General features: G+C 45.1%; 17 protein-coding genes. 10 read left to right on the top strand and 7 right to left on the bottom strand.

What is annotated here, in order from left to right; genetic code table 11:
- Window positions 1-94 precede the first annotated feature (94 nt).
- From gldG to FXO21_RS11280, 4 genes are all read left to right on the top strand, one after another.
- Entirely contained in the window at window positions 95-1,765 is a 1,671-nt protein-coding gene (gene gldG, locus FXO21_RS11295; protein WP_409014749.1) for a gliding motility-associated ABC transporter substrate-binding protein GldG, read from the top strand.
- 104 nt (window positions 1,766-1,869) lie between these two features.
- Window positions 1,870-2,994: a DNA polymerase III subunit beta gene (dnaN, locus tag FXO21_RS11290; RefSeq protein WP_149640166.1), complete on the top strand. Its 1,125-nt coding sequence runs from the start codon at window positions 1,870-1,872 to the stop codon at window positions 2,992-2,994.
- A 182-nt stretch (window positions 2,995-3,176) separates the two neighbouring features.
- Window positions 3,177-3,551, top strand: coding sequence for a BlaI/MecI/CopY family transcriptional regulator (locus FXO21_RS11285; protein ID WP_149640165.1), 375 nt, complete (start codon window positions 3,177-3,179; stop codon window positions 3,549-3,551).
- Window positions 3,552-3,553: 2 nt separating this feature from the next.
- Window positions 3,554-5,413: a M56 family metallopeptidase gene (locus tag FXO21_RS11280; protein ID WP_149640164.1), complete on the top strand. Its 1,860-nt coding sequence runs from the start codon at window positions 3,554-3,556 to the stop codon at window positions 5,411-5,413.
- Between the two features lie 19 nt (window positions 5,414-5,432).
- Here the strand turns inward: FXO21_RS11280 and FXO21_RS11275 are convergent, their stop codons facing one another.
- The 3 genes from FXO21_RS11275 to FXO21_RS11265 form a co-directional block, all read right to left on the bottom strand.
- Complete coding sequence (locus FXO21_RS11275; protein WP_149640163.1) at window positions 5,433-6,500, bottom strand: ferredoxin--NADP reductase; 1,068 nt, start codon at window positions 6,498-6,500, stop codon at window positions 5,433-5,435.
- 121 nt (window positions 6,501-6,621) lie between these two features.
- The gene (locus tag FXO21_RS11270) at window positions 6,622-7,851 is read right to left on the bottom strand and encodes a pyridoxal phosphate-dependent aminotransferase (RefSeq protein ID WP_149640162.1); all 1,230 of its coding nucleotides are present in this window, start codon (window positions 7,849-7,851) and stop codon (window positions 6,622-6,624) included.
- Between the two features lie 630 nt (window positions 7,852-8,481).
- Entirely contained in the window at window positions 8,482-9,693 is a 1,212-nt protein-coding gene (locus FXO21_RS11265) for an NADP-dependent isocitrate dehydrogenase (RefSeq protein WP_149640161.1), read from the bottom strand.
- Window positions 9,694-9,874: 181 nt separating this feature from the next.
- On the opposite strand from FXO21_RS11265, the gene FXO21_RS11260 reads away from it, so the two are divergent.
- The 3 genes from FXO21_RS11260 (at window position 9,875) to FXO21_RS11250 (ending at window position 12,354) form a co-directional block, all read left to right on the top strand.
- Complete coding sequence (locus tag FXO21_RS11260) at window positions 9,875-10,585, top strand: hypothetical protein (protein WP_149640160.1); 711 nt, start codon at window positions 9,875-9,877, stop codon at window positions 10,583-10,585.
- Window positions 10,586-10,589: 4 nt separating this feature from the next.
- Window positions 10,590-11,168, top strand: coding sequence for a 5-formyltetrahydrofolate cyclo-ligase (locus FXO21_RS11255; RefSeq protein WP_149640159.1), 579 nt, complete (start codon window positions 10,590-10,592; stop codon window positions 11,166-11,168).
- 175 nt (window positions 11,169-11,343) lie between these two features.
- Window positions 11,344-12,354: an aspartate-semialdehyde dehydrogenase gene (locus FXO21_RS11250; RefSeq protein WP_149640158.1), complete on the top strand. Its 1,011-nt coding sequence runs from the start codon at window positions 11,344-11,346 to the stop codon at window positions 12,352-12,354.
- Window positions 12,355-12,430: 76 nt separating this feature from the next.
- Here FXO21_RS11250 and FXO21_RS11245 read toward each other — a convergent pair whose 3' ends face one another.
- Both FXO21_RS11245 and FXO21_RS11240 read right to left on the bottom strand, forming a co-directional pair.
- Window positions 12,431-13,648, bottom strand: coding sequence for an NADH-quinone oxidoreductase subunit D (locus FXO21_RS11245; RefSeq protein ID WP_149640157.1), 1,218 nt, complete (start codon window positions 13,646-13,648; stop codon window positions 12,431-12,433).
- A gap of 4 nt (window positions 13,649-13,652) precedes the next feature.
- Complete coding sequence (locus FXO21_RS11240) at window positions 13,653-15,221, bottom strand: glycoside hydrolase family 10 protein (protein WP_149640156.1); 1,569 nt, start codon at window positions 15,219-15,221, stop codon at window positions 13,653-13,655.
- 318 nt (window positions 15,222-15,539) lie between these two features.
- Here FXO21_RS11240 and FXO21_RS11235 point away from each other — a divergent pair, with 318 nt between their 5' ends.
- The gene (locus tag FXO21_RS11235) at window positions 15,540-17,354 is read left to right on the top strand and encodes a glycosyltransferase (protein WP_149640155.1); all 1,815 of its coding nucleotides are present in this window, start codon (window positions 15,540-15,542) and stop codon (window positions 17,352-17,354) included.
- 62 nt (window positions 17,355-17,416) lie between these two features.
- Here the strand turns inward: FXO21_RS11235 and FXO21_RS11230 are convergent, their stop codons facing one another.
- Together FXO21_RS11230 and FXO21_RS11225 are read right to left on the bottom strand one after the other, a co-directional pair.
- Window positions 17,417-17,815: a type II toxin-antitoxin system VapC family toxin gene (locus FXO21_RS11230; RefSeq protein WP_149640154.1), complete on the bottom strand. Its 399-nt coding sequence runs from the start codon at window positions 17,813-17,815 to the stop codon at window positions 17,417-17,419.
- 4 nt (window positions 17,816-17,819) lie between these two features.
- On the bottom strand, window positions 17,820-18,056 hold the full coding sequence (locus tag FXO21_RS11225) for a hypothetical protein (RefSeq protein ID WP_149640153.1): 237 nt from the start codon (window positions 18,054-18,056) through the stop codon (window positions 17,820-17,822).
- Window positions 18,057-18,178: 122 nt separating this feature from the next.
- On the opposite strand from FXO21_RS11225, the gene prmA reads away from it, so the two are divergent.
- On the top strand, window positions 18,179-19,021 hold the full coding sequence (gene prmA, locus FXO21_RS11220) for a 50S ribosomal protein L11 methyltransferase (protein WP_149640152.1): 843 nt from the start codon (window positions 18,179-18,181) through the stop codon (window positions 19,019-19,021).
- 52 nt (window positions 19,022-19,073) lie between these two features.
- Window positions 19,074-23,756, top strand: a complete 4,683-nt coding sequence (locus FXO21_RS11215; protein ID WP_149640151.1) for a hypothetical protein — start codon at window positions 19,074-19,076, stop codon at window positions 23,754-23,756.
- Window positions 23,757-23,894: the final 138 nt, after the last annotated feature.

The following is a 23,894-nucleotide window of genomic DNA, read 5'->3' as shown; positions in this document are numbered from 1 at the left end:
AGAATCAAATAAGCGACTTAGAATTTTATATTTTTGCAATGGACGTTAAAAGTATCATATCGTCCATTTTTCGTTTTTAATCCCGAAGCATTTTATGCTCATCAAAAGTACAATTCTTCGGATTGTCCTGCTAGTCACTATCCTCGCCGGCATTAACTGGCTGGCTTCCGTGTTTTTTTTCAGAATTGACCTTACCGAGGACAAGCGATATAGCATTTCCGATGCTACAAAAGAGCTATTGGGTAGCCTGGATAAAGATATTAGTGTCAATGTATACCTCTCGGGCGACTTTCCCGCAGGCTTTGAGCGACTCGAAAGTGCGACGCGGGAAACTTTGGAAGAATTTAAAACCTACTCCAACGGACACTTAACAGTCAACTACTCCGACCCTTCCAGTGCGACTAGCGAAGAGCAGCGGCAAAAGCAATACATGAACCTGGTAGACCGCGGATTAACGCCCACCAATGTTTTTGCAAATGAGGACGGGAAGCGGACAGAGAAAATCATATTCCCCGGCGCGATCGTTCTGGCAGATACGCTGGCAGTTCCCGTTCAGCTCTTGAAAGGAAATAAAACCAGGTCTACTTCCCCGGAAGAGCAACTGAATCAATCCTACGAAGGAGTTGAGTTCGAACTGGCTTCCGCGATCCGGCTTCTGGTCAATCCGGCACGTAAAAAGGTCGGTCTCGTAGTTAGTCACACACAAATTTCTCCGGCAAGGTTAAGTGACCTTATTGCAACAATTCAACAGGGCTACGATCTTTTTATGGATATGAATAATCCCGAATCCTACGACGGGCTTGATGCGCTGATCGTTATGAAGCCCGACAGCGCTTTTTCCGATGATGATAAATACAAGCTGGATCAATATGTGGTTTCGGGAGGGAAGGCAATGTTTTTCGTTGACGGAGCGAAAGTTGACAGTGTGAGCCTGGACGGAAATTACGCCCAGCCGCTTGATCTGGGATTAAACGATCTGTTTTTCAAATGGGGCGCCCGGATTAATACCAATCTGGTAAAAGATTTGAATTGTGCTGACATCTTACTGAATGTGGGTAACCGCGGTGACACGCCGGAGATCCGGCCGCTTCCCTGGCGCTTTTATCCATTGATCAACAATTTTGGCAGGCACACCATTACCAGAAATCTGAATGCAGTTTATACCCGGTTTCTAAGCAGCATTGATACCGTTGGCGGCGCTTCTTCTGTTCAAAAGATTCCGCTTTTGCTGACTTCTCCCTATACCCAGGTCGTTAATACCCCGGCGCTGGTGGGTTACAACGAAGCCCGCAAGGATCCAGACGCTTCAGAATACATAGGTGGCCCGAAACTTGCTGCCCTGCTTTTGGAAGGCTCCTTTAATTCTCTTTTTCAGAATCGCATTCTGCCTGCCGATCCCCGCTCTTCTACATTTAAGGAATCCGGAAGTGGCGGGAAAGTGATCATTTGCTCCGATGGCGACGTGATTGTCAACGACTTCGATTACAAGAGAAACGCGCCCTTGCCTTTGGGCTATGACCGGGTTTCCAAGCAGACTTTTGGCAATAAAGACTTCATAATGAACGCACTTGACTACCTGACCGATGCAAACGGGCTGATCAGTGCGAGGAACAAGGAAATCAATATCCGGGCGCTGGATAAGATCAAATTACAGGAAAAAAGAAAGTTTTGGCAGGCTCTTAACCTACTTCTGCCTATTGCCCTGATCGGAATCTTTGGCGCACTGAGATACTACCTCCGAGCCCGAAAATTCAGCGGAATTTAAGGTACTTCGTCCGGTAATTTTTTCTATTTTTGTTCCCTACAAAACGATTTTCGGGCTGTGGCCAACCCTATATATTTCACATTTAAACACTTACGTCACGAATTATGAAGTTTGTCGTTTCGTCATCAGTTCTTCTTAAACAGCTTTCTGCTATCAACGGTGTCGTTTCAACGAACCCAATCGTACCGATCCTTGAGAATTTCCTTTTAACATTGGAGGGTAACTCGCTCACGGTAACCGCCTCTGACCTTCAAACGGTGATGATTACTGAAATTGAGGTCGAATCAAGCGAAAAAGGCGCGATTGCTATTCCTGCTAAATTGTTGCTGGATACATTGCGCGGCCTGCCTGAGCAGCCTATTACATTACAGGTCAATGGTGAAACTTTTGGTACAGAGATCATTTCGGATAATGGCCGTTATAAATTGTCTGGTGAAAATCCGATCGATTTCCCGAAAACACCTGCTGTTAACCGCGGACAGTCTGTTGAATTTTCTTCATCTGCGCTGGGTTCGGCAATCGCCAATACACTTTTTGCAACCAGTACCGACGATCTGCGTCCGGCTATGACCGGGGTTTTTGTTCAAATGGGAACAGAAAATGCCACGTTTGTAGCCACCGACGGTCACCGCCTCGTACGTTACCGCCGTACTGATATTAAATCTGATATCGATACGTCGATGATCATTCAGCGAAAAGCATTGAATTTGCTGAAATCATGTCTGCCGTCAGACGACCTACCTGTAAAAGCAGAATTCACGTCTTCAAATGCGTTTTTCAGCTTTGGTAATATCCGCATGATCTGTCGGCTGATCGACGAGCGTTTCCCGGATTACGAGAATGCGATCCCAACTAACAATCAGAATACATTGACGATTAGCAGAATGGAGATTCTGAGCTCACTGCGTCGTATCTCAATTTATTCAAACCGCACCACGCACCAGGTTCGCCTGAAAATGTCTTTGAACGACCTGGTTATTTCCGCAGAGGATCTTGACTATTCTAATGAAGCGAACGAGCGCCTCATGTGTGAGTATAATGGGGATGATCTGGAAATCGGTTTTAATGCAAAATTTTTGATCGAAGTATTAGGTAATCTGTCCAGCAAAACCATCACATTTGAACTCTCAGCTCCAAATCGTGCGGGATTAATTATTCCGGTTGACCAGGAGGAAAACGAGGATATTCTTATGCTGGTGATGCCGGTAATGTTGAACACTTACGTTTAGATTTCAATAAAATTCTACTAAAAGTCCAGCAATTGATGCTGGACTTTTTTTATTTAATACCCTCACTATCAATTTGTTTAAGCTACACCAACCTTATCTACGAAAAAAATCGTACTTGTAGCTTGGAAGTACGATTTTTTTCGTAGACATTTGGTACGAAGATTATCGTAACCTATTATACTATGTATATCAAACCCACTGATTCCGAGTTAGAGATCCTGAATTTCTTGTGGCAAGCCGGCCCAAGTACGGTCAGGGCCGTGCACGATGCACTGTCAGCAACTAAAGACGTAGGTTATACCACGACCTTAAAGTTAATGCAGATCATGCATGACAAAGGATTACTCTACCGAACTGAACAGGGCCGGTCGCATATTTATGTCGCATTGCTGGGTAAGGAAGAAACGCAGCAAAATTTGCTGGGGAAAATGGTTGAAACTGTTTTTCAGGGATCGGCAGCTCAAATGGTCATGCAGGCTTTGGGGAATCACTCCACTTCTGCGGAAGAGTTAAGTGAAATTCGTGAGTTATTAAATAACCTTGAAAACAATCGATAGCTATGAAATCGATTTCCGGCCTTTTCTCAGATTCCATGATGTCCGCCTTCGGCTGGACGCTTGTTCATTCCCTTTGGCAGGGAACCGCCCTCCTACTCATTGGCCTAGCTGCTTTTTATATACTTCGCCGTAAATCGGCCCTGACGCGTTACGCAGTGGGCATTAGTTTACTGCTTGTTCAGCTCGTTGCGTCTCTCGCAACATTCTTTCATTATTTTATGAAATATTCAACGCCACTGGCCCGCGCGGTCTCAGCCGGAGCAAATGCGACAGAAGGTTTGGCAAGAGTGGTACGGTCGGGATACGAATATCCTCTGACTTTCAAAATACAACTATGGCTGACTGCTCACATGCACGAGTTGGTTACTTGTTGGGCAATAGGCGCGGCGATCCTTTTGATGCGATTCTTCGGCGGCTGGATTTTCACAGAGCGGCTTCGTGCTCAGGCGCGCATTGTGACTGACAGGGAGTGGCGCGCAAGACTCGGTATTATTATAGCAAAAATGAATATTGCCAAGTCGGTGGAGTTTAAGGAAACAGCCAAAATTTTAACGCCAATGGTAATTGGTACGATCAGCCCGGTCATTTTGCTCCCAATCGGTTTCCTCACCGGATTTTCAACTTCACAGGTGGAGGCAATTCTCGCACATGAACTGGCGCACATTAAAAGGAACGATTACCTGATCAACCTCTTTCAGTCATTTGTGGAAGTGATCTTTTTCTTCCACCCTGCTATCTGGTGGCTTTCCGACAAGGTCCGTGCAGAACGCGAGCATTGCTGCGATGATATTGCACTTGCTGTTTGCGGAGATAAAATGTCGCTCGCACACGCACTGGTAAAAGTAGCCGAGTGGCAGACTGCCCCGAGGGTTGCGATGGCATTCGCTTCGAAAAAACCTTTACTACTAAATAGAGTGCAGCGGGTGCTGGGTATTTCTCCAAAAACTTCCAGAAGTATCGGAAGTCTGCCGGTCATTCTTTTGATGGTCACGCTTGCTGTCGGTGTATCCGTTTACGCAGTGGCTCAAAAATCTGAAAAAACCCAGGAAAAGAAAGTCGCGAAGCAAAGCGTAAAGAAGAAAACAGGCAAGTCCGCATTGGTGGTGGTACCGGGGGATATTGTCGAAATGCGTGACGAAGAAATTGCTGCGGAAATGGATGAGCTCATTGAAATAAGGCTGGATGAGCCTGTTGAAGGATTTGCTATTAACGACTCACTCGAAAAGAAAATCTCCGAGATCAGTAAAAGAATGCACGCGATCAATGCCGAAATGGAGCCTTTCCAGCGCCGATTGGAAGAAATTCAACTGGAAATGGAAAAGCAAAACTTTGAAATCGAACGCGTTCAAAGAGATCTTGAAAAAATCGAATGGAAAAAAAATCGTGCGCTGGAATTGAGATCTGAGCTGATGGAAAAACGTTCGTCCCTGCTTGACCGAGGAGACAAACCCAATCAAATAAAACCAAATGAAGCAGATATTGAAAAGCAGCTGGCTGATTTTGAACAGCAGATTAAAACGCACGAACAAACTGTTTCAGAGTTGAATGCACAAATTTCCTCCGCCCGTAAAGCTGAGGTAGCGGCGCAGCAGCCAAACCGGAAACTGGAAGCCGAAGCAGAGGAATTGCATCACAAAATTGAAGAGCTAGGCGAGAAACTGGGCGCAGAAGCAATGGGTATAGAAAAACTCGAAGCAGCGGCGCGACCCCGGCCAGCAAAAGTTGCGCGGGTGGGCAAAGTGCAAAACAATCGCAGAATTTCGCCGCCGCCTCCACGGCCGCCAGCACCAGCGAGAGCAGCCAAACCGGCGAAAGCGACTATTCCGCCTCCGCCGCCACCAGCTCCCGCAAGAAATAATTGAGGTAATAGATTAAAATCTACTATTCTACTTCCAGAATTACATCGTCAGTTAATGGGCGGGTGACGCAGGTCAGGATAAAGCCGGCATCTTTTTCTCCCTGCGTCAGCCCCTCATCTTCATCCATTTGCACTTTTCCGGAAACGCAGCGGCCCATGCAGGCAGTGCACATGCCCGCCTGACAAGAATAAGGCAAGTCGATATCCATATTTAAAGCAGCTTCCAGTACAGTTTCGTGCGCCTGAACTGGGACTTTGTATTCGGTACCTTCGTAAAAAATGGTGACTTCTCTTGTTTTGTAGGTATCATCCTCAGCTACAATTACTTCTCCGGGCTGCGTGGATGAAGCGGTTGCAAAGCTTTCTCTCCTAACCTTCTGATCCGGCACCCCCAGAATCGACATTGCACGTTTGGCTTCATCGATCATATCTTCAGGCCCGCACAGATAATACTCGGCCTCACTTGCATTCAGGTCACCGAGCTGGCCAAGAATTTTGAGGATATGCGTTTTATTCAGCCTGCCCGTTTCGCCAGACCAGCCTTCGGAGGGTTGGCTCAAAGTGTGAACAACCTGAAAGCGATCGCCATATTTCTCTTTTAACGCAGTAATTTTATTGTTGAAAATGATAGAATCCTCATTTCGGCTCCCGTAAATCAGGAACACTTCACTCTCTGGTTCTACAATTAAAATCGATTTTAATATTGAAAACAAAGGAGTTATGCCACTTCCGGCCCCAACGAACACTACCTGTCTGACCTGATCATCCTCCTGTTTTGGAAAAAATGAACCCATTGGCTCTACTGCTTCCAGGATATCACCTTCCTTAATGGTATCCAGCAACATATTAGATACAAATCCGCCGGGAATACGCTTCACCGTAATCGCGAGCGAAACATCCGTATAAGGCGAGCTCGACATAGAATAGGACCTGCGCAGCTTGGTACCATCTTCCATTGGCAGGAGCAAAGTAAGAAATTGCCCTGGCCGGTAGGCAACAACCTCATTCAGAGGGTGCCAAAAGTGAATTGTAGCTGCCTCGTCCGTTTCCTTTTCAACTTCTTTAACCTTTAAAAAATAGTGCTTGCTCATTGTTTATTGGCTGTTAGCCTTTTGCTATTAGCTTTTAGCGGTTGGCTTTTAGTTTTGATGAATATAAATGCAAAAGCCTCACAGGATAACACCTATGAGGCTTTATTCATTTCTTAAATGCCTATTTTAAAGTAGCAACTGCGTCTTTAATGCGCTGAACTGCTTCCACGAGCGATTCGTCTGACGCGGCAGTTGAAATACGGATGCAGTTTGGAGCACCGAAACCTGAGCCTGCTACGGTTGATACGTACGAATTGTTGAGCAGCCAGTTACAGAAATCGTCGGAGTCTTTAATAGTAGTTTCTCCATTTGATTTTCCGAAATAATAGCTTACATCCGGAAAAGCGTAGAATGCGCCTTGCGGAACATTTACTTTAAATCCTTCAATCTCTTTCAACAAACCAACTACCAGGTCCCTGCGGCGGTGATAAGCTTTTGCCATTTCGATCGAAGGCTCCATCGGGCCGTTGAAAGCAGCAGTTGCCGCTTTTTGCGCGATCGAATTAGTACCCGAAGTAACCTGTCCCTGCAATTTCTCGACACCTTCGGCGATCCATTTTGCAGCGGCGATAAAGCCAATGCGCCATCCGGTCATTGCATAACCTTTTGCTACACCATTCACGGTAATCACGCGATCCTTCAAAGCCGGAATAGAACCAATGCTGAAATGGCCTTCCTCGGTGAAGTTGATATATTCATAGATTTCGTCGGCGAGTACATAAACTCCTTCATGTTTTTCAAGTACCGCGGCGATTTCCCTTAATTCAGCTTCCGAATAAACAGCTCCCGTAGGATTGTTTGGAGAAGCGTACATCACAATTTTAGTTTTTGGTGTGATTGCAGCTTCCAGTTGCGCAGCAGTTACTTTGAAGTCATTCTCAAAAGCACCATCCACGACTACCGACTTACCTTCGGCCAGCTTCACCATTTCGGAGTAGCTTACCCAGTAAGGAGCGAAGATAACAACCTCATCGCCTGGATTGACCAATACCTGGATTACGTTTGCCAAAGAATGTTTCGCGCCGGTTGACACGACGATATTCTCAGGTTTCCATTCAATTTTATTATCTCTTTCCAGCTTGTCAGCGATCGCCTTGCGCAGATCAGGATAGCCTGCAACAGGAGAATAGCCATGAAAACCATCATCGATAGCCTTCTTGGCGGCTTCGCAAATGTGCTCAGGTGTCTTAAAATCTGGCTCACCTACACTCAGACTGATTACTCTGTGACCTTTGGAGGCAAGCTCCCGGGCCATTTTGGTCATCGCCAGCGTCGAAGATTCTTCGAGGGCGTTAATGCGGTCGGCCAACATGCGTGTTTCCAACCGGGTTTGCTCTGCTACTGCGGACATTGCAACAAAAATTGAGTTAAAGAAGGTACTGCAATCTGTATCAACAAATTGCCCGCAAAGGTACGGGTTTTTTATAGTTGTGCGGATTAAAGCAAACAAAGATTTTTTAAAAATTTCCGTTACCAATTCAATGATTGCTCCTATTCATTAATAATCACGCAACAGTTCACACTAAAAAATGAATTTATGGAAACTGAGATTGGCATGGAAGATCTGCGCTTTGGGAAGTATTCCCCAAATAAATGCAGCGTGAAATGAGCGGGTAACCACTTGCGAAATGTTCACAAACGGTTGTAGAATGGCCGATGCGATTGGAAAAGAGGGGCGGGAGGATTAGATACCTAATTCAGATTTAACGTCTGCAAGCGTATGCCACTCCTTATTCTCCGCTTTAGCTTTAACTGCTCTTAAATAGTCTGCTAAATCCTCGAGACTCTAGAATTCTGCCAATTCATTTAACAGTTGTTGATATTTCTCAATTGGAAGAACCGCAAACTTAGGAATGACCGACTCTTCTATTATTTGAGCTCGTAAGTTCATTTGTAATTACATTCGCTTATGTAACACCTAAAAATAAGAAAAAAGCCGTCGACGAGAGTCAACGGCTTTCCAAATGCATTGATATTTACCTTACGCCAAAGCAGCTTTCAGATTCTGATCAATCGCTTCCAGGAATTCTTCGGTGTACAGGAAGTGTTCACCGTGTTTCACGTCGTTTCCGAAAACGTTGATTGCCAAATCCTTGGTCATTTTTCCGCTTTCAACCGTTTCGATACATACTTTTTCCAAAGCATTTGCGAAATCGATCAGGGGCTGGTTATTATCCAGTTTACCACGGAACGCCAAACCACGCGTCCACGCGAAAATAGATGCGATTGGATTAGTAGAAGTTGGTCTTCCTTTCTGATGCTCGCGGTAGTGACGGGTTACTGTTCCGTGCGCCGCTTCCGCTTCCATTGTTTTGCCATCTGGCGTCACCAACGTAGAAGTCATCAAACCTAGTGAACCGAAACCTTGCGCAACTGTATCTGACTGAACGTCACCATCATAGTTTTTGCAAGCCCACACAAAGTTACCTTCCCATTTCAATGCAGAAGCAACCATGTCATCGATCAGACGATGCTCGTAATGTACTTTACCTGCATATTCCTGGTCGTATACTTCCTGGAAAATATCCTTGAAGCGGCCATCATATTTTTTAAGGATTGTATTTTTTGTAGAAAGGTACAATGGCCACCCTTTGTCCAAAGCCACATTGAAGCAAGAGCGCGCAAAGCCACGGATCGATTCGTCCACATTGTACATCGCCATCGCCACGCCAGGTCCCTGGAATTGGTAAACCTCGTGCTCGATCACTTTTCCGTCTTCGCCTTCAAATTTTACAGTCAACTTACCTTTACCAGGCACAATAAAATCTGTTGCACGGTACTGATCACCGAATGCGTGACGTCCTACGATTATAGGTGCAGTCCAGTTGGTAACCAAGCGAGGCACATTCTGCATCACGATCGGCTCGCGGAAAACAGTTCCATCCAGGATATTACGGATAGTGCCGTTTGGCGATTTCCACATTTGTTTCAGATTGAATTCTTTCACGCGATCCTCATCAGGAGTGATAGTCGCGCATTTGATACCAACGCCGTATTCTTTAATTGCATTGGCTGCGTCAATCGTAACCTGGTCGTTTGTTTCATCACGATATTCAACTCCGAGGTCGTAATACTTGATATCTACATCCAGATAAGGTAAAATCAGTTTTTCCTTGATAAACTTCCAGATGATGCGGGTCATCTCATCGCCATCCAGTTCTACAACGGGATTGTCAACTTTAATTTTGCTCATGTCTTAAATTCTATACAATAGTTAAAGATTTGAAATCAAACCGTGAAAGTACAAACAAATGAATAAAAAGGCGGAAAAATCGGGGGAATCCGAGCGAGTCCTGATAGATCCTGGCACAAGATTTTGCATCATATATAATTATGCTTTTAAAAAATATAATTTAAAATATTTGTTGATGCCTATGAAATCAATATCGAAATGTGCCGGCCTGCTTTTTCTGCCCGCCTTGGTCCTTTATTCCTGCAGAACTGTATATGCACCCAATGCGGTGAATGCGCCCTTACTTCAGGAGAAGGGTGAATTTAAAGCCGCAGTAGCGACCAATAACCTACAACTTGCTGCGGGAGTTACCGAACATGTAGGAATTATGGTCAATGGATTTCTCAACAGTTACACCAGCGATGACAAAAGTTTCAAAAATAATGGCAAAGGTGCTGAGGTGGGAATAGGGTATTTCGGCCATACAGAACAGCGCATTTCCTACGAAGCATATGCCGGAGCCGGTTTATACAATGTCAGGATGCGCGAGTCGAATAACACAAAAACCTTTGATACTGACGCCGTTAAATACTTTATTCAACCGTCAGTAGGTTGGGTAACCCAGTATTTCGACGTCGCACTTACCCCGAGATTTACTATGGTCAAATATAAAAGCCCGGAATTAACTGGTTATTCGCCGCAGGAAATTTCAGGCAACTACTTTAATGTACTAGATCAAAAAATGCACGCATTCTTCGAGCCTGCGCTAACGGTTCGCGGCGGTTACCGGTTTGTGAAATTGCAGTTGCAATACGGGCATTCGTTTAAAATGACGAAAAATAACATTAACTACGATTCTGATATTGGGAGCATTGGGTTAATTTTTGATATTGGGAACTGGTACAAAAAATAGGTGAATGGAAAAAGCATTTCTTCGCAAGGAATTTTTGAAAAAAAGAATGGAATTGACAGAAAATGAGAATTCCCTTAAAAATGCTTCCATTGCCGAGAAGACGATTGATTACGTGACGAACAGCAGCTTTTTAAAACTCCATCTATTCCTGCCGCACCCGGCGAAAAATGAAGTGGATTGTTCGAAAATTGCAAGGGCACTTTGGGAGATAGACCCAGGCATTTGTACGATTGCTCCGTATGTTATTCCGGGTACCCAGGAAATGCGTCATTATGTTCTTAATAATGAAACCACACTGCTACCTAACCACTGGAAGATCCCTGAACCCGATCCTGCTACCTCGCAACTGGTCAGTCCGGAAGGAATTGACGCAGTATTAGTTCCATTGCTCGCATTTGATTTAAATGGATTTCGGGTCGGTTATGGCGGTGGTTACTACGACCGTTTTTTGAAAAAATGCAGGGCCGATGCGGTTAAAATCGGCCTGTCTTTCTTTGAACCTGTTGAAGAAATCTCTGATATTAACCTGCACGATATTCCACTCGACCTCTGCATTACCCCCGATCGTGTCTACCGTTTCTGATTGAGTTATTTGGGTTTGAAATTCTCAATAGCCCTTCTTTTGTTCTTATTTATTGAATTTAAATACTTTAATCGCGGATTCCAGGCATTAAAACTAAATTTTCCTCGTAAATTTGCGGCACTTTTCACCTGTTGGCGGAAGCAAAAAGTTTTATCCATTTAATCTCAATGCAAGAATGAAAATCGCAGTAGTAGGCGCTACCGGTTTGGTGGGCGGCGAAATCCTCAAAGTGCTCGAAGAGCGTAATTTCCCGGTGACGGAATTATTGGCCGTTGCATCAGAAAGATCTGTTGGTAAGGAAGTTACATTCAAGGGTAAACAGGTCAAGGTGATCGGTTTTGAGGAGGCGATTGCAGCTAAACCTGAGATCGCTATCTTTTCAGCGGGCGGTAGCACTTCTCTCGAACTAGCTCCAAGATTTGCAGAGGCCGGAATCACGGTAGTAGATAACTCCTCAGCCTGGAGAATGGACCCTACGAAGAAGCTCGTAGTGCCGGAAATTAATGCGGGCGAGTTGACCAAAGATGACAAAATCATCGCAAACCCAAACTGCTCAACCATTCAGATGGTGGTGGTTTTGAACCCGTTGCATAAAAAATATAAAATCAAACGTGTGGTCGTTTCCACTTACCAATCTGTAACCGGAACAGGTAAGGCCGCTGTTGACCAGCTGTTTTCTGAACGTTCAGGTGACCACAGCCGCGGCAAAGTGTACCCGCATCAGATCGACCTGAACGTACTTCCTCATATTGATGTGTTCCTGGACAACGGTTACACGAAAGAGGAAATGAAAATGACGAATGAAACGAAGAAGATCATGAGCGACGACACCATCGCCGTGACTGCTACTACGGTTCGTATTCCAACGATTGGCGGGCATTCGGAGGCTGTTAATATCGAGTTTGAGAATGAGTTTGACCTGGATGAAGTTCGTCAGATCCTCGCTGAGACAGAGGGTGTTATTGTTCAGGATGATCCGAAAAATGCAGTGTACCCGATGCCTTTGACTGCGCATGGAAAGGACGAAACTTTTGTAGGCAGAATCCGTCGCGACGAATCACAGGCTAAAACATTGAATCTCTGGATCGTAGCTGACAACCTACGGAAAGGTGCCGCAACAAATGCAGTTCAGATCGCTGAATTTTTAGCGAAAAACGAGCTGGTAGGAGTTCCTCAGGAAGTTTGATATATAATGCACATAAGAAAAAGAGCTGCTGAAAAGTGGCTCTTTTTTTTGTCCCCGAAGCTTGGTAGGAAAAATTTCACCTGTCTACCTCACCCATTACGACATCGATAGACCCGATAATCGCAACCAGGTCCGCCAGCAAACCTCCCTTCGATATTTCTCCGATTACCGAAAGGTTATTAAACGAACAGGCGCGGGCCTTGCAGCGAACCGGAATATCCGATCTTCCGTCGGTACGGAAATAAAATCCTAGTTCTCCTTTTGGATTTTCGGCCCTGATATAAAAATCCATGGCTTTCGGGCGGATTTTCTTGGGAACTATTGCCTGAGGATCGAAGTCACGGGTTCTTTTATAATCTCCCGTGAGCCTGATCAGACTTTGCTCAATCATTTTTACAGACTCCTCACACTCGACAACCCGTACCCAGGTACGATCCCAACAGTCACCTACTGTCCCCATTTTGCCTTCTCCGATGGGTACTTCAAATTCAAGCTCAGGATAAACGGAGTACGCATCCACTTTTCGCAAATCGTACCGCAAGCCTGAACCGCGGAGCATCGGGCCGGTGCAGCCGTAGTTGATAGCAACCGGAAGCGGCAATACCCCAACATTAGCAGTTCGCTGAATGAAAATTTTATTTTCCACAACCAGCTGTTTTAGTTCGATCAGTTTGGGCTTGAGGTACTTAATAAATTCAAGACAACGCTCTTCGAAACCGACTGGCAAATCGTAGAACAGGCCGCCGATCCAAATATAATTGTAAAGCATTCTTGCTCCGCAGGTCCATTCCAGAAGCCGAAGGATTTGCTCCCGGTCACGCATCATCCAGAGAAATGGCGTATATGCCCCAATATCCATGGCATAAGTTCCCAGAGCCACAAAGTGAGAAGCAAGCCGATTCAGTTCCGCTACGACTACCCTTATATATTCTATTCTTTTGGGAATATCATTTTCAATACCCAGCATCCGTTCAACCCCCATTACATAAGCATGCTCCGAATTCATTGCCGCAACATAGTCCAGGCGGTCAACATAAGGTAAAGTCTGGTTAAACGGCAGCGACTCCGCGTGCTTTTCAAAGCATCTGTGCAGGTAGCCGACATGCGGTATCACATCTACCACTACCTCTCCGTCCGTCACTACTTCCAGACGCAGAACTCCGTGAGTAGAAGGGTGTTGAGGCCCCATATTCAAGACCATCTCCTCAGTACGAAGACTTTCGGAGTTGTATTTTGTGGGAACCGAAACAGTCAGATATTCCGGTCTGTATTCATATTGAATGGAGTTGCTCATAACATTAAAATCTGACTAGTTTCTGGTCGTGCACTTCGACCTTTAATGGGCCGATCGGGCGGCTTTCGTTGTGCAGCCTATCCACGGCAGTTAGATAGTAAACATATCTTTTGCCGGACTCAGCATTGGTATCCACAAATTTTTCACCCTCATGACACATTCCGATAATTCTTCGCGGGTCATGGCCGGAAGGCTTTTCATCCGGCGAAAAACGATAAATAATATAGTACCATGCACGATCACCGTCGGAAGCCGGATCCGGCTTCTCCCATGTCAGCTCAAGCCCTTTCGACAACAAGGTTGCTTTCAGACTTTTCGGAGACAGCGGCGGTACCTGGTCTTTCCAGGGCATAGTAGGCACCAGTGCCGGGTACTTGAAGAAGTCACGGCGCAGTGAATCTACAAAACCAAGGCTATTACCTCTTAAAGACCTGGAACTGAAAAATATCTCCCCGTCGGTTTCACTATCCCTTGAATACCGGATCTGACCTGGGAGCTCTCTTGGATTCGACCAGTGGGTATCCTTATCCTTGTAGCCTACCCGATAGGCGCCCATTCCTACATATAAATGCCTGTCGAAGCGATTTTCAGTCCACCAATCCACAAGGTTTCTGTACGGAACTCTGTTAAATCCGGATGAAAAATACACCTGGGGGGCGATGTAATCTATCCAGCCTTCTTTCACCCATTTTCTGCTGTCCGCAAACAAGTCGTCGTAAGAGGCGAGCGCGCCGTAGGTTTTTGAACCCTCCGGATCCCTGTCCTTATTTCTCCATACACCAAAAGGGCTGATCCCAAATTTAAGTTTTGGCTTCAGTTCCTGCAAAGCATCATGGATCTGCTTTACCAGTAAGTCTACATTGTGCCTCCGCCAATCAGCTTTGTTTTTATATCCCGCACCATATTTTCGAAAAGTTCCTTCATCCTGGATCACCTGGCCGGGGGAGGCGTACGGGTAAAAGTAGTCGTCAAAGTGAATGCCGTCGACATCGTAGTTTTTAGCGACGTTTACGGTCATATCGGTAATGAATTGCCTTACTTCCGGGATTCCGAAATCAAAAAGCTTGTAGCCATCATAAGTCAGGATCCATTCAGGATGGAGCCGGCTCATATTTTCTGACGAAACACTGGTAGAAGATTTGTGAACGAGCCGGTTCAGGTTCAGCCAGGCGTGAAACTCGAGGCCGCGTTTGTGGGCTTCCGCTACCATGAAATCCAGCGGGTCCCACATCGGGTCAGGCCGCCTGCCCTGCCTGCCGGTAAGCCACTCCGACCAGGGTTCGGGACTTTTGGCGTAAAATGCATCACCTGCAGCACGTACCTGCACAAATACTGCATTCATGCCATTTTTCTTATGGAAATCCAGGAGATCCGAAAATTCCTCCTGCTGTTCTTCCGGTATAAGATTTTTGCTGCTAGGCCAGTCGATATTGTCAACTGTCGCGATCCAAACGGCCCTGAACTCTCGTTTTGGAGGTAATGGATTCTCAATTTCAGTAGTCTGCGCAATGCAACTTTCCAGTAAGAATAGGATCACAGAAAAGAAAAGCGCAACTATTTTAATTTTTTTCACTATCTGACCAATGCAAAATGTTAATCCAGTCAAAGTAACGTAATTTGGAACAAAGTTAGCCGACAAGCGACTTAAATTCATGTGAAGAGGCTTCCTGATACCCTTCTGAACGTGATATGGACAGATTTATGTATTCTTGTCTTTGTTATATTTTGCCGGTTTACAAGCGCCATTAATGAAGAAGAATCAAAGTCTAAATTGTTGTAATTGTGAATTATTTTTCTGCATATTTATTGTGTAATTACAAGGTTTTTTGTGACTAAAATAAAAGCCCTGGCCTTGTAATACTGATGGTAACGCTTAAACATACATCCCATATTGGAACCTTTTGTTAAAACCACTAAGAAAAACGTCCTGTTTGAAATTGCATGGGAGGTTTGTAATCAAGTCGGAGGAATATATACTGTTATAAGGACCAAGGTACCCGCGATGGTCGAAAAGTGGGATGAAAACTATTTTTTACTGGGACCGTATTTTGAGAAAAAAGCATCGTCTGAATTTGAGATCATTACAGATCTCGACGACTCCCCTGCCGGACGCATTGTGAAAAGAATGCGAGAAATGGGCTACTCCGTTTATTACGGTTACTGGCTGGTGACCGGAAAGCCGAGAGTTGTACTTTTCGACCTGGATAGCGTTGCCAAAGACCTTGACGCGATCAAATTCAACCTTTGGGAAAAGAGCCGGATCCCTACTATTAATGTGGAACCGCTGGTAAACCAGACTTTGTGTTTTGGTGAAATGGTGCGCATGTTTCTTAAAGAGTATGCAGAAGATAATGCCAAGCGCGAAGAGATTTTTGCCCAGTTCCACGAATGGATGGCCAGCAGCGGTTTACCCGAACTGAAGCGCGACAATGTAAAAATAGCGATGACTTTTACGACCCACGCTACGATGCTGGGCAGATATCTCGCGCAAAATGTGTCAGGCTTTTATAACAAACTTCCTTTTTTCGACTGGGAACAAGAGGCAAAAAATTACGGTATCGTAGCGCAGTGCTCAATTGAAAGGCAGGCGGCACTTAGCGCGCATGTACTTACCACTGTAAGCGATGTAACAGCTCGTGAATGTGAGGTGTTCCTCGGCAGAATGCCCGATCTTGTAACTCCTAACGGCCTGAATGTCGTTCGTTTCCAGGCAGTGCACGAATTTCAGAACCTGCATTTAAAACACAAGGAAAGAATTCACGAATTTGTTTTGGGCCACTTTTTCCCAAGCTATTCGTTCGATCTTGACAAAACACTTTACTTTTTTACTTCCGGGCGTTACGAATATAGCAACAAGGGTTACGACCTTACCCTGGAAGCGCTCGCGCGCCTGAACTGGAAAATGGTACAGGCCAATATGGATATGACGGTTGTGATGTTCATTGTCACCAAGCAGCCTTATTATTCTGTAAATCCCGACGTATTACAGTCGCGGGCAGTTTTGAATGAGTTGCAGGAAACCTGTACTGCTATTGAGAAAGAAGTTGGTGAAAAACTATTCCTCGCCACAGCCGCCGGAGCAGACCATAAAATGCCGGATCTGAATGAATTTGTAGATGAATACTGGCGGCTGAGGCTCCGCAGAACGATCCAGAGCTGGAAAACTGAAAAGCTACCCGCATTTGTCACGCATGATCTGAAAGAAGAAGATGGTATTACGGATTTCTGTAAAAAGGCGAATCTGGTAAATAATGAGCGGGACCGGGTGAAAATCGTTTACCATCCCGACTTCATCTCCTCGACTAATCCGCTATTTGGTCTGGATTATGGACAGTTTGTACGTGGCTGTCATTTGGGTGTATTTCCTAGTTACTATGAGCCCTGGGGCTACACACCGTTGGAATGTGTAGTTCGCGGCGTGCCTACCGTGACGAGCGACCTTTCCGGTTTCGGGGATTACATTATGCAGATCATGCGGGATTACGAAAATCGCGGCATTTATGTGATCAACCGGAAATCACAAACCTTCTCGCAAGCTGCCGACCAGCTGGCCGATATTCTGTTCAAATTTGTCAGAATGCAAAGAAGAGACCGCATTATGCAGCGAAACCGCGTCGAAAATATTTCCGATGTTTTCGACTGGACGAATCTGAGATCGTATTATGATACGGCGCATGATCTGGCGGCGAAAAGGAGGAAGCCTTGACGATTTGCTTAGCATTAAGCCCGTAAATGTAAAATCGGATTTTACATTTACGGGCTTAAATATTATGATATCACCCTCAATATGGCGGAGTAAAGTTTGAAATTCTGATCTGATGAAATAATCGGAATGCTTTCCGCAAAAGCAGTGGCCAGCAATATTCTATCGAAAGGATCTTGATGTATAGGAAAAAATGGGATGACATCATAACCGGCAATGTGACTCGTTTTCAAATGCATGATCTGAAAACCATCCTGCACCAGCCTATTTTCTAAATCCTCGACATTCACTTTCAGCATGGGCAATTTGTCCAGCTTCTGCTTGATTGCAATTTCAAGTAAGCTGATTCGGGAAACGTAAATAAGATGTTCGGATAATATTTCCCGGACTTTCTGTGATAACATTTCCGGGCTAATCAATGCCCAGATAAGCACTTGGGTATCTATCAGATATCGTCTTTGCATTTAATCACATATAATTTTCCAGATCTGAAAGCGGATCATTGAAATCTTCCGGAATACGATATCCTTTCCCGGAGAGGCTACCAAGCGTTACGCCCGTTTTCCTTTCGGTACGATCTGTATTGTCACCGGCCATTTTATCTTTCATAAACAGTACAACTACTTCCGATTTTTCTACTTCCGGAGGCGTTTCGGTAAAGGTCAGTTTGCCTTTTTCATAAATACCTTTCACAGCTGTGTACATAGCGTCTATGTGATTTATTTAACATCATCTCTAAACATAAAAATACATTTAAAAGATCAAATCATGATCAAAACGCAGATTCTTGTTACCTTTTCCACTATCAAAAACGATATTACAAACACATGAACTACATAGAAGTCAATCTGACCGTCGAGCCTGATTTTTCCGAAATATTAATGGCCGAGCTGGGGGAACTGGGTTTTGAATCTTTTGTCGAGACGGACGAAGGATTGCTGGCATATATTCAGGAAAGCGACTTTGACCAAACTGAGCTGCAAAATATCGTAGCCAAATACCTGGAATTGACGGCAATAGCAGCTACCTGGAAATCGTTAGAAAGAAGAAATTGGAACGAGGAGTGGGAGAAAAGCTACGAACCGATCGAGGTCGGTAACCAGGTCCGGGTGAGGGCCGTATTTCACAAACCGGATCCTGCATTTACGTACGATCTGCTGATTCAGCCCAAAATGTCTTTTGGTACCGGGCACCACGAAACTACGTGGCTCGTCATGAATGAACAACTCGCTCTTCCGCACAAGGGACTGTCGATCATGGATGTAGGCTGCGGAACAGGTATTCTGGCTATCCTGGGCGCTAAACTAGGCGCAGCAAGCTTGCTTGGATTCGATATCGATGAGTGGGCGGTTGAGAATACGGTCGAGAATTTTGAAATGAATGAGCTCTCGGCAGAAACGGAGGTATTTCAGGGAACGATCACCAAAGTGCCGGCAGGAAAAATGTTTGGAGGTATACTGGCGAATATCAACCGGAATATCCTCCTCAGCGAAATCCCGACATATATCCAACACCTTGAACCTGGCGGCTGGCTGGTAACAAGCGGTTTTTATGAAGTTGACCAGCCGGATATCGAACAATGTGCCATTAACAACGGTCTAAAAATACTGAGATCAAATACACGTAACCAATGGGCTACCGTTGTATTCGAAAAAGCGAAAATCAGTTGATTAAGTGACTGACAAAGCCAATAGCTAACCGCTGAAAGCCAATATCAACGAAATGAAAATAATACGATATACTTTCCTTCTGTACTGCCTCTTTTTTATCGGAAAAAATACATCCGCCCAAAACCTGAAACTGGCCGACGAACCGACCCAGTTTATGGTGCAATTTAAAAAACTGATGGACGGAAGCCGTAATCCGCAATATATGCGCGCAGCAGCGCAGCTGGACAGCATCTGGATGTCTTCATTTAATACGGCGCAGCAGATGAAATTTACCGGTATTGTCAAAACGCAGGTCGCAAAAGGACAGAAAGCCGGGCCGGTTCTGTACATTCTGACGCGGAATGCAACTTATTTCGCGAAGCAAAATCCACAGGGATTCGATAGTTTTCTGAATCTGGCTGCAAGTTCAGGTGAAAAGTATGATGGAAAAACATTGCAAAAAGTAATGGAAACCGTCAGGCTTTTGAATGAGAACAAAAAGCTGTATTCCGCGAATTACAATTCGCTTTACCTGCTTGAAGGAACTTACAACTACCGGTTTGACACTACCAATGCAGAAAAAGCTAATGCAGAAGCCAATATCGCCGCAGCCAACGACAGTTGGGATACGCCTGTTGACACGAATTTTGTAATCGCGCCTAAGTCAAATCCGTTACCGGTTGTTTCCGGCGCATTGATCGACCTGCAAAATGCGCGATTCGCGATGGTTACAGCCAGCGATTCGGTCGTTTTCGGTCCGGCAAATGGAAGTGTTTCGTTGCAAAACGGAATTTTTGTTGGGAAAAACGGCAAGTTCGACTGGCTCGCCGCAGGTGATTCATCTATTTATGCGGATCTCGACAGCTATTCTTTCAATACCACCCAGCCGAAGATTATTGCTGAGCATGTGACTTTGCATCATCAGCAACTGGCAGCTCCCATTAAAGGAACGCTGGAATACCGGGGCGTAAAAAAAGTGAAAGGCCAGCCCGCACCGTACCCGCGTTTTGTTTCTAATGGAATCGATGCGAGACTAAAAGATACCAGAAAGAGCATTGATTATCTGGGCGGCTTTTCGCTGATTGGGACGGATATGTACAGCACGTCGCTCAGCGATCAGCTTTCCACAGTCAAGGTCAAATACAAGGATAAGGTCGCTTTTACGGCGCGGAGCAAGAAGTTTGCATTGCGCGACTCCGTGATTTCGTCTTCCTTTGCGACCTACTCTATGCCCCTCGGCAGCGATTCTATTTACCATCAGGGTGTTGTATTTAAATATAATGACGATGAAGGTTTGGTGAAAACGAGCCGGATGGAGAAAACGGACTACGCTCCCCTGCCCTACCAGGATAGTTATCACAAAATGAATATCTGGTCACAGGCCATGCGGTGGCGGTTTACCAACGATAAACTGGAATTCCATCGCATTGATGGAAAGCAGGTTGTGCCGGTAACGCTTGAGTCTCAGGATTTTTTCAAAAAAGAACGTTTCAGAGAGATAGCGAAGGAGTTTGGTTTTCAGCCTTTGAATATGGCGGCGAACCACGTGCAGGCTACTAAAAAATCTTCCTTTCTGGCCGAAGAACTGGCAGCAAAGTTCAAGCAAAATCCAAAGATCCTGCGCAACGCACTGGACCGCCTCACTTTGGACGGTTACTTTATGTATAATAAGGAAACCGACGAATTTGCATTGAGTAAAAAAGGCGTCCTGTTCGTGATGGCTAATTTGGACAGGGCTGACTACGACAATTTCCAGGTTGCGTCACAATATACTTCCGACAATCAAACTGCCAATGCCACCATCTATATGCCTGATACACTGCTTACTGTATTAGGAGTTTCCCGGTTTGTGGTAAGTGACTCATTAAAAATATACGCGATACCTTCTGACAAAAAGCTGATCATTGGCAAGAATCGAAATTTTACATTAAATGGTCAAATGGTCGCCTCCAACTATCAGTTTCGCGGGCAGAATATCAAATTTGACTATAATCAGTTTTTTGTAAATGTGGCTCCTTCGGACTCTATCACATTTACACCGAGAGAAAAATTTGCAAAAGGGCAAAAAGGCGAAGTGGGCGGGCACGTGAAATATGACAAGGGAGGTACCTTTTATCTGAGTGATCCTAAAAACAAGTCGGGCTTGCAGAAAGGGGTGAAAAAGTCCCCGCGATTGGTTGTAGAAGATGGTATGACCGTATTTTTCGACCAGCCTGAGCGAGGTACTGTTATTTATCCCAGAGAAGTATTCTTTAAGATTCCAAAAATCGATATGGACGGTCTCGACAATCGCGATGTGATTTTTGACGGAACCTTCAACTCCAATGGTATTATTCCGCCGATTCAGACGATCCTGAAAAGCATGCCGGACAATTCGCTCGGTTTCGAATACAAGCCCCCAGTGACGGATATCAAGCTTTATGAGGGAAAAGCACTGGCCAAATTTACCGACACGCTTACCATGGACAATTCAGGTTTGCATTCAAAAGCGGTCCTGAAATACCTTTCAGCCACGATGACAGCAAAAAATGTGCTGCTTACTTCCGATTCTCTAATGGCATCCGGCGAAGTGGCTAGTATTAAGGAAGCCACAATAGGAAAAGGATATTTTCCCGCAGTGGCTTTGAAGGATTTTGCATTGAAGTGGTACCCGAATGCAGATAGTATGTTCATCAATACAACCGGCAAATCATTCGCTTTCCACCAGGGTACTACCAATCTCGAAGGAAGTTTGCTGCTGAGATCAACCGGACTTTATGGAAATGGTAAGCTGAAAAGGGCTGATTCTGAGCTGACTTCGCCGGATATCAAATTCAATAAGGACGGATTTCTGGCCAATCGTTCAGAGTTTGCAATCAATAGCAACGAAACCAAGTCTGCCAAAAAGCTGCTGACGGGTAACAATGTCAATATTGATTTCAATTTCAAAACCGGCATTGCTAATTTTCTGACCGACGAATCGGGCTTTGGTAGCGATACTTCGGGTATGCAGATCCCCACCGCTTCCTATCAAACGCTGATCGGCAGTGCGAAGTGGGATATGAATAAGAAGACGATTTTAATGAAAGGGATAGGCGAAACTTCAACCTACACTTCCACAGATTCTACGCAGGAAGGTCTGACTTTCAGCGGTACTGAAGCCCTTTATGACATTGAAAAAGTGTCCCTCAATATCAAAGGAGTGCCTTTTATACAAACCGCCGACGTTAAAATTATCCCGGACAAAGGTTTGGTGAGTGTAGATAGCAAAGGTAAGATTGCCCCGCTGAAAAAGGCGCGCATTGAAATTGACACACTGAATGTAGCTCACCGCCTCCGCGATGCCGATATCCGTATTGATTCCCGCAACCATTTCGAAGGTTCTGCTACTTATCAATACATTACAGCGCGCAAGGATACTTTCAACATCAAAATGCAGAATTTTGAGTTGAGAGAAATCGGGGCTGGCGAAGAAGGGAAACGTTCCAGAAATAACAATCAGTCAGGTCCGGTTAAATACTATACTACCGCGCGGGCTGACGTAAAAGAAGAGGAGAATCTGATCCTTTCGCCGCGCATTCAATTTAAGGGCGGCATTAACCTTATCGCCTACGAGCCTTCGCTGCAACTGGACGGTTTTGTAAAACCTGTTATCAAATTCAGGAAGGATTTTCAGAGCTCGTGGATCGTATATAAGGAGTCGCCAGGCGAAACTGTTGCTATTAAAATCAACAAAGACCTGAAAAACGAGCACGAGATCCCGCTTTCTGTCGGCTTGCATTACAATGAGGCGCGCGGAATGTACATGAGCTTTTTATCACCAAAAGAGTCTGACGGTGACGAAGACATTTACCTGGCACAGGGTGCATTGAATTATGACGAGGATAACAAAGCATTTAAAGTAACCCCGCCACCAGGCGCCGACGGGCTTATCGATGAAGCGAATGCATTGCGTTTCGATGATAAAACCGGTCTGGCGACATTCTCCGGGCCATTTAAATTCATTGGTGCAGATTGGCTTCAATCTGTCGGAAGTGCGGAAGTGCAGGTCGATAGTGCCAAATATTCCTTTAATAGCATGCTGCTGCTTAAGATGCCAGCGCTTGAACCCATCGCCCAGCCAATGGCGGCGAAAATCGTGGAAACGAACCTGGAAGAGCAGAATAGTACGGCAGCCGACGACGATTTTGAGCAACTTAATCAAAAATTGTCTGCATTAATCGGCCCGAAAGCAACAGATGCTTATGCCAAACTGACTGCTGCGGGTTACAAGCCGCTTTTTGACGCTTCCCCTATGCTGGATGTTCCGATGGTTTTGTCCAATGTGAATCTGCACTGGTCGCCTACGCACCAGGCTTACTATTCGCAGGGGCCGATCGGTGTGGCGCATTTTGGCCGGAACAATATTAATGCGCAGATGGAAGGTGTACTCGAAATCCGCAGAGGTGTAGAAGGTGATGAATTCAGCTTGTACTTGCAGGCTTCGCCGGATATCTGGTATTACATCGATTACAAACTGGGTGAGCTCGGAGTGGTTTCTTCCCAGCTTGATTTCAATGATCAGATCACCGCGAAGTCTAAAAATGTGAAATCGAAAGACATGACATTGGTGTCAATCGGGTCGGAAGAGAAGGATATGTTTGTGAACCGGTTTGATGATTTTTATCAGCCTGCTATCAAAAAAGCAAAGCTTGTAAAGAGCACAACGAAGAAGAAGCCGGTGAGCGCACCGGCAGCGCAAAAGAAGAAAAAAGAAGAGCCAACAGAAGGATTCTAAGCTAATTTTAATAATTGCAATACTTTATGCTACACTTTGAAAATTTGGTGATAGAATCGTAGTTTTACGGACTTTTTACTTGGAAAATCCTCTAACTATCGTATTTTTGAAGAAAACTGATTGTAATTTAAATTTATC

The organism is Dyadobacter sp. UC 10 (assembly GCF_008369915.1).
GTDB lineage: Bacteria > Bacteroidota > Bacteroidia > Cytophagales > Spirosomataceae > Dyadobacter.
Note: the sequence above shows the minus strand (reverse complement) of the source record. Positions and strands in the feature narration are given on the sequence as shown.

Coding starts and splice junctions, on each gene's coding strand:
- gldG (WP_409014749.1), top strand. CDS start 95: ATGCTCATCAAAAGTACAATTCTTCGGATTGTCCTGCTAGTCACTATC.
- dnaN (WP_149640166.1), top strand. CDS start 1,870: ATGAAGTTTGTCGTTTCGTCATCAGTTCTTCTTAAACAGCTTTCTGCT.
- FXO21_RS11285 (WP_149640165.1), top strand. CDS start 3,177: ATGTATATCAAACCCACTGATTCCGAGTTAGAGATCCTGAATTTCTTG.
- FXO21_RS11280 (WP_149640164.1), top strand. CDS start 3,554: ATGAAATCGATTTCCGGCCTTTTCTCAGATTCCATGATGTCCGCCTTC.
- FXO21_RS11275 (WP_149640163.1), bottom strand. CDS start 6,500: ATGAGCAAGCACTATTTTTTAAAGGTTAAAGAAGTTGAAAAGGAAACG.
- FXO21_RS11270 (WP_149640162.1), bottom strand. CDS start 7,851: ATGTCCGCAGTAGCAGAGCAAACCCGGTTGGAAACACGCATGTTGGCC.
- FXO21_RS11265 (WP_149640161.1), bottom strand. CDS start 9,693: ATGAGCAAAATTAAAGTTGACAATCCCGTTGTAGAACTGGATGGCGAT.
- FXO21_RS11260 (WP_149640160.1), top strand. CDS start 9,875: ATGAAATCAATATCGAAATGTGCCGGCCTGCTTTTTCTGCCCGCCTTG.
- FXO21_RS11255 (WP_149640159.1), top strand. CDS start 10,590: ATGGAAAAAGCATTTCTTCGCAAGGAATTTTTGAAAAAAAGAATGGAA.
- FXO21_RS11250 (WP_149640158.1), top strand. CDS start 11,344: ATGAAAATCGCAGTAGTAGGCGCTACCGGTTTGGTGGGCGGCGAAATC.
- FXO21_RS11245 (WP_149640157.1), bottom strand. CDS start 13,648: ATGAGCAACTCCATTCAATATGAATACAGACCGGAATATCTGACTGTT.
- FXO21_RS11230 (WP_149640154.1), bottom strand. CDS start 17,815: ATGCAAAGACGATATCTGATAGATACCCAAGTGCTTATCTGGGCATTG.
- FXO21_RS11225 (WP_149640153.1), bottom strand. CDS start 18,056: ATGTACACAGCTGTGAAAGGTATTTATGAAAAAGGCAAACTGACCTTT.
- prmA (WP_149640152.1), top strand. CDS start 18,179: ATGAACTACATAGAAGTCAATCTGACCGTCGAGCCTGATTTTTCCGAA.
- FXO21_RS11215 (WP_149640151.1), top strand. CDS start 19,074: ATGAAAATAATACGATATACTTTCCTTCTGTACTGCCTCTTTTTTATC.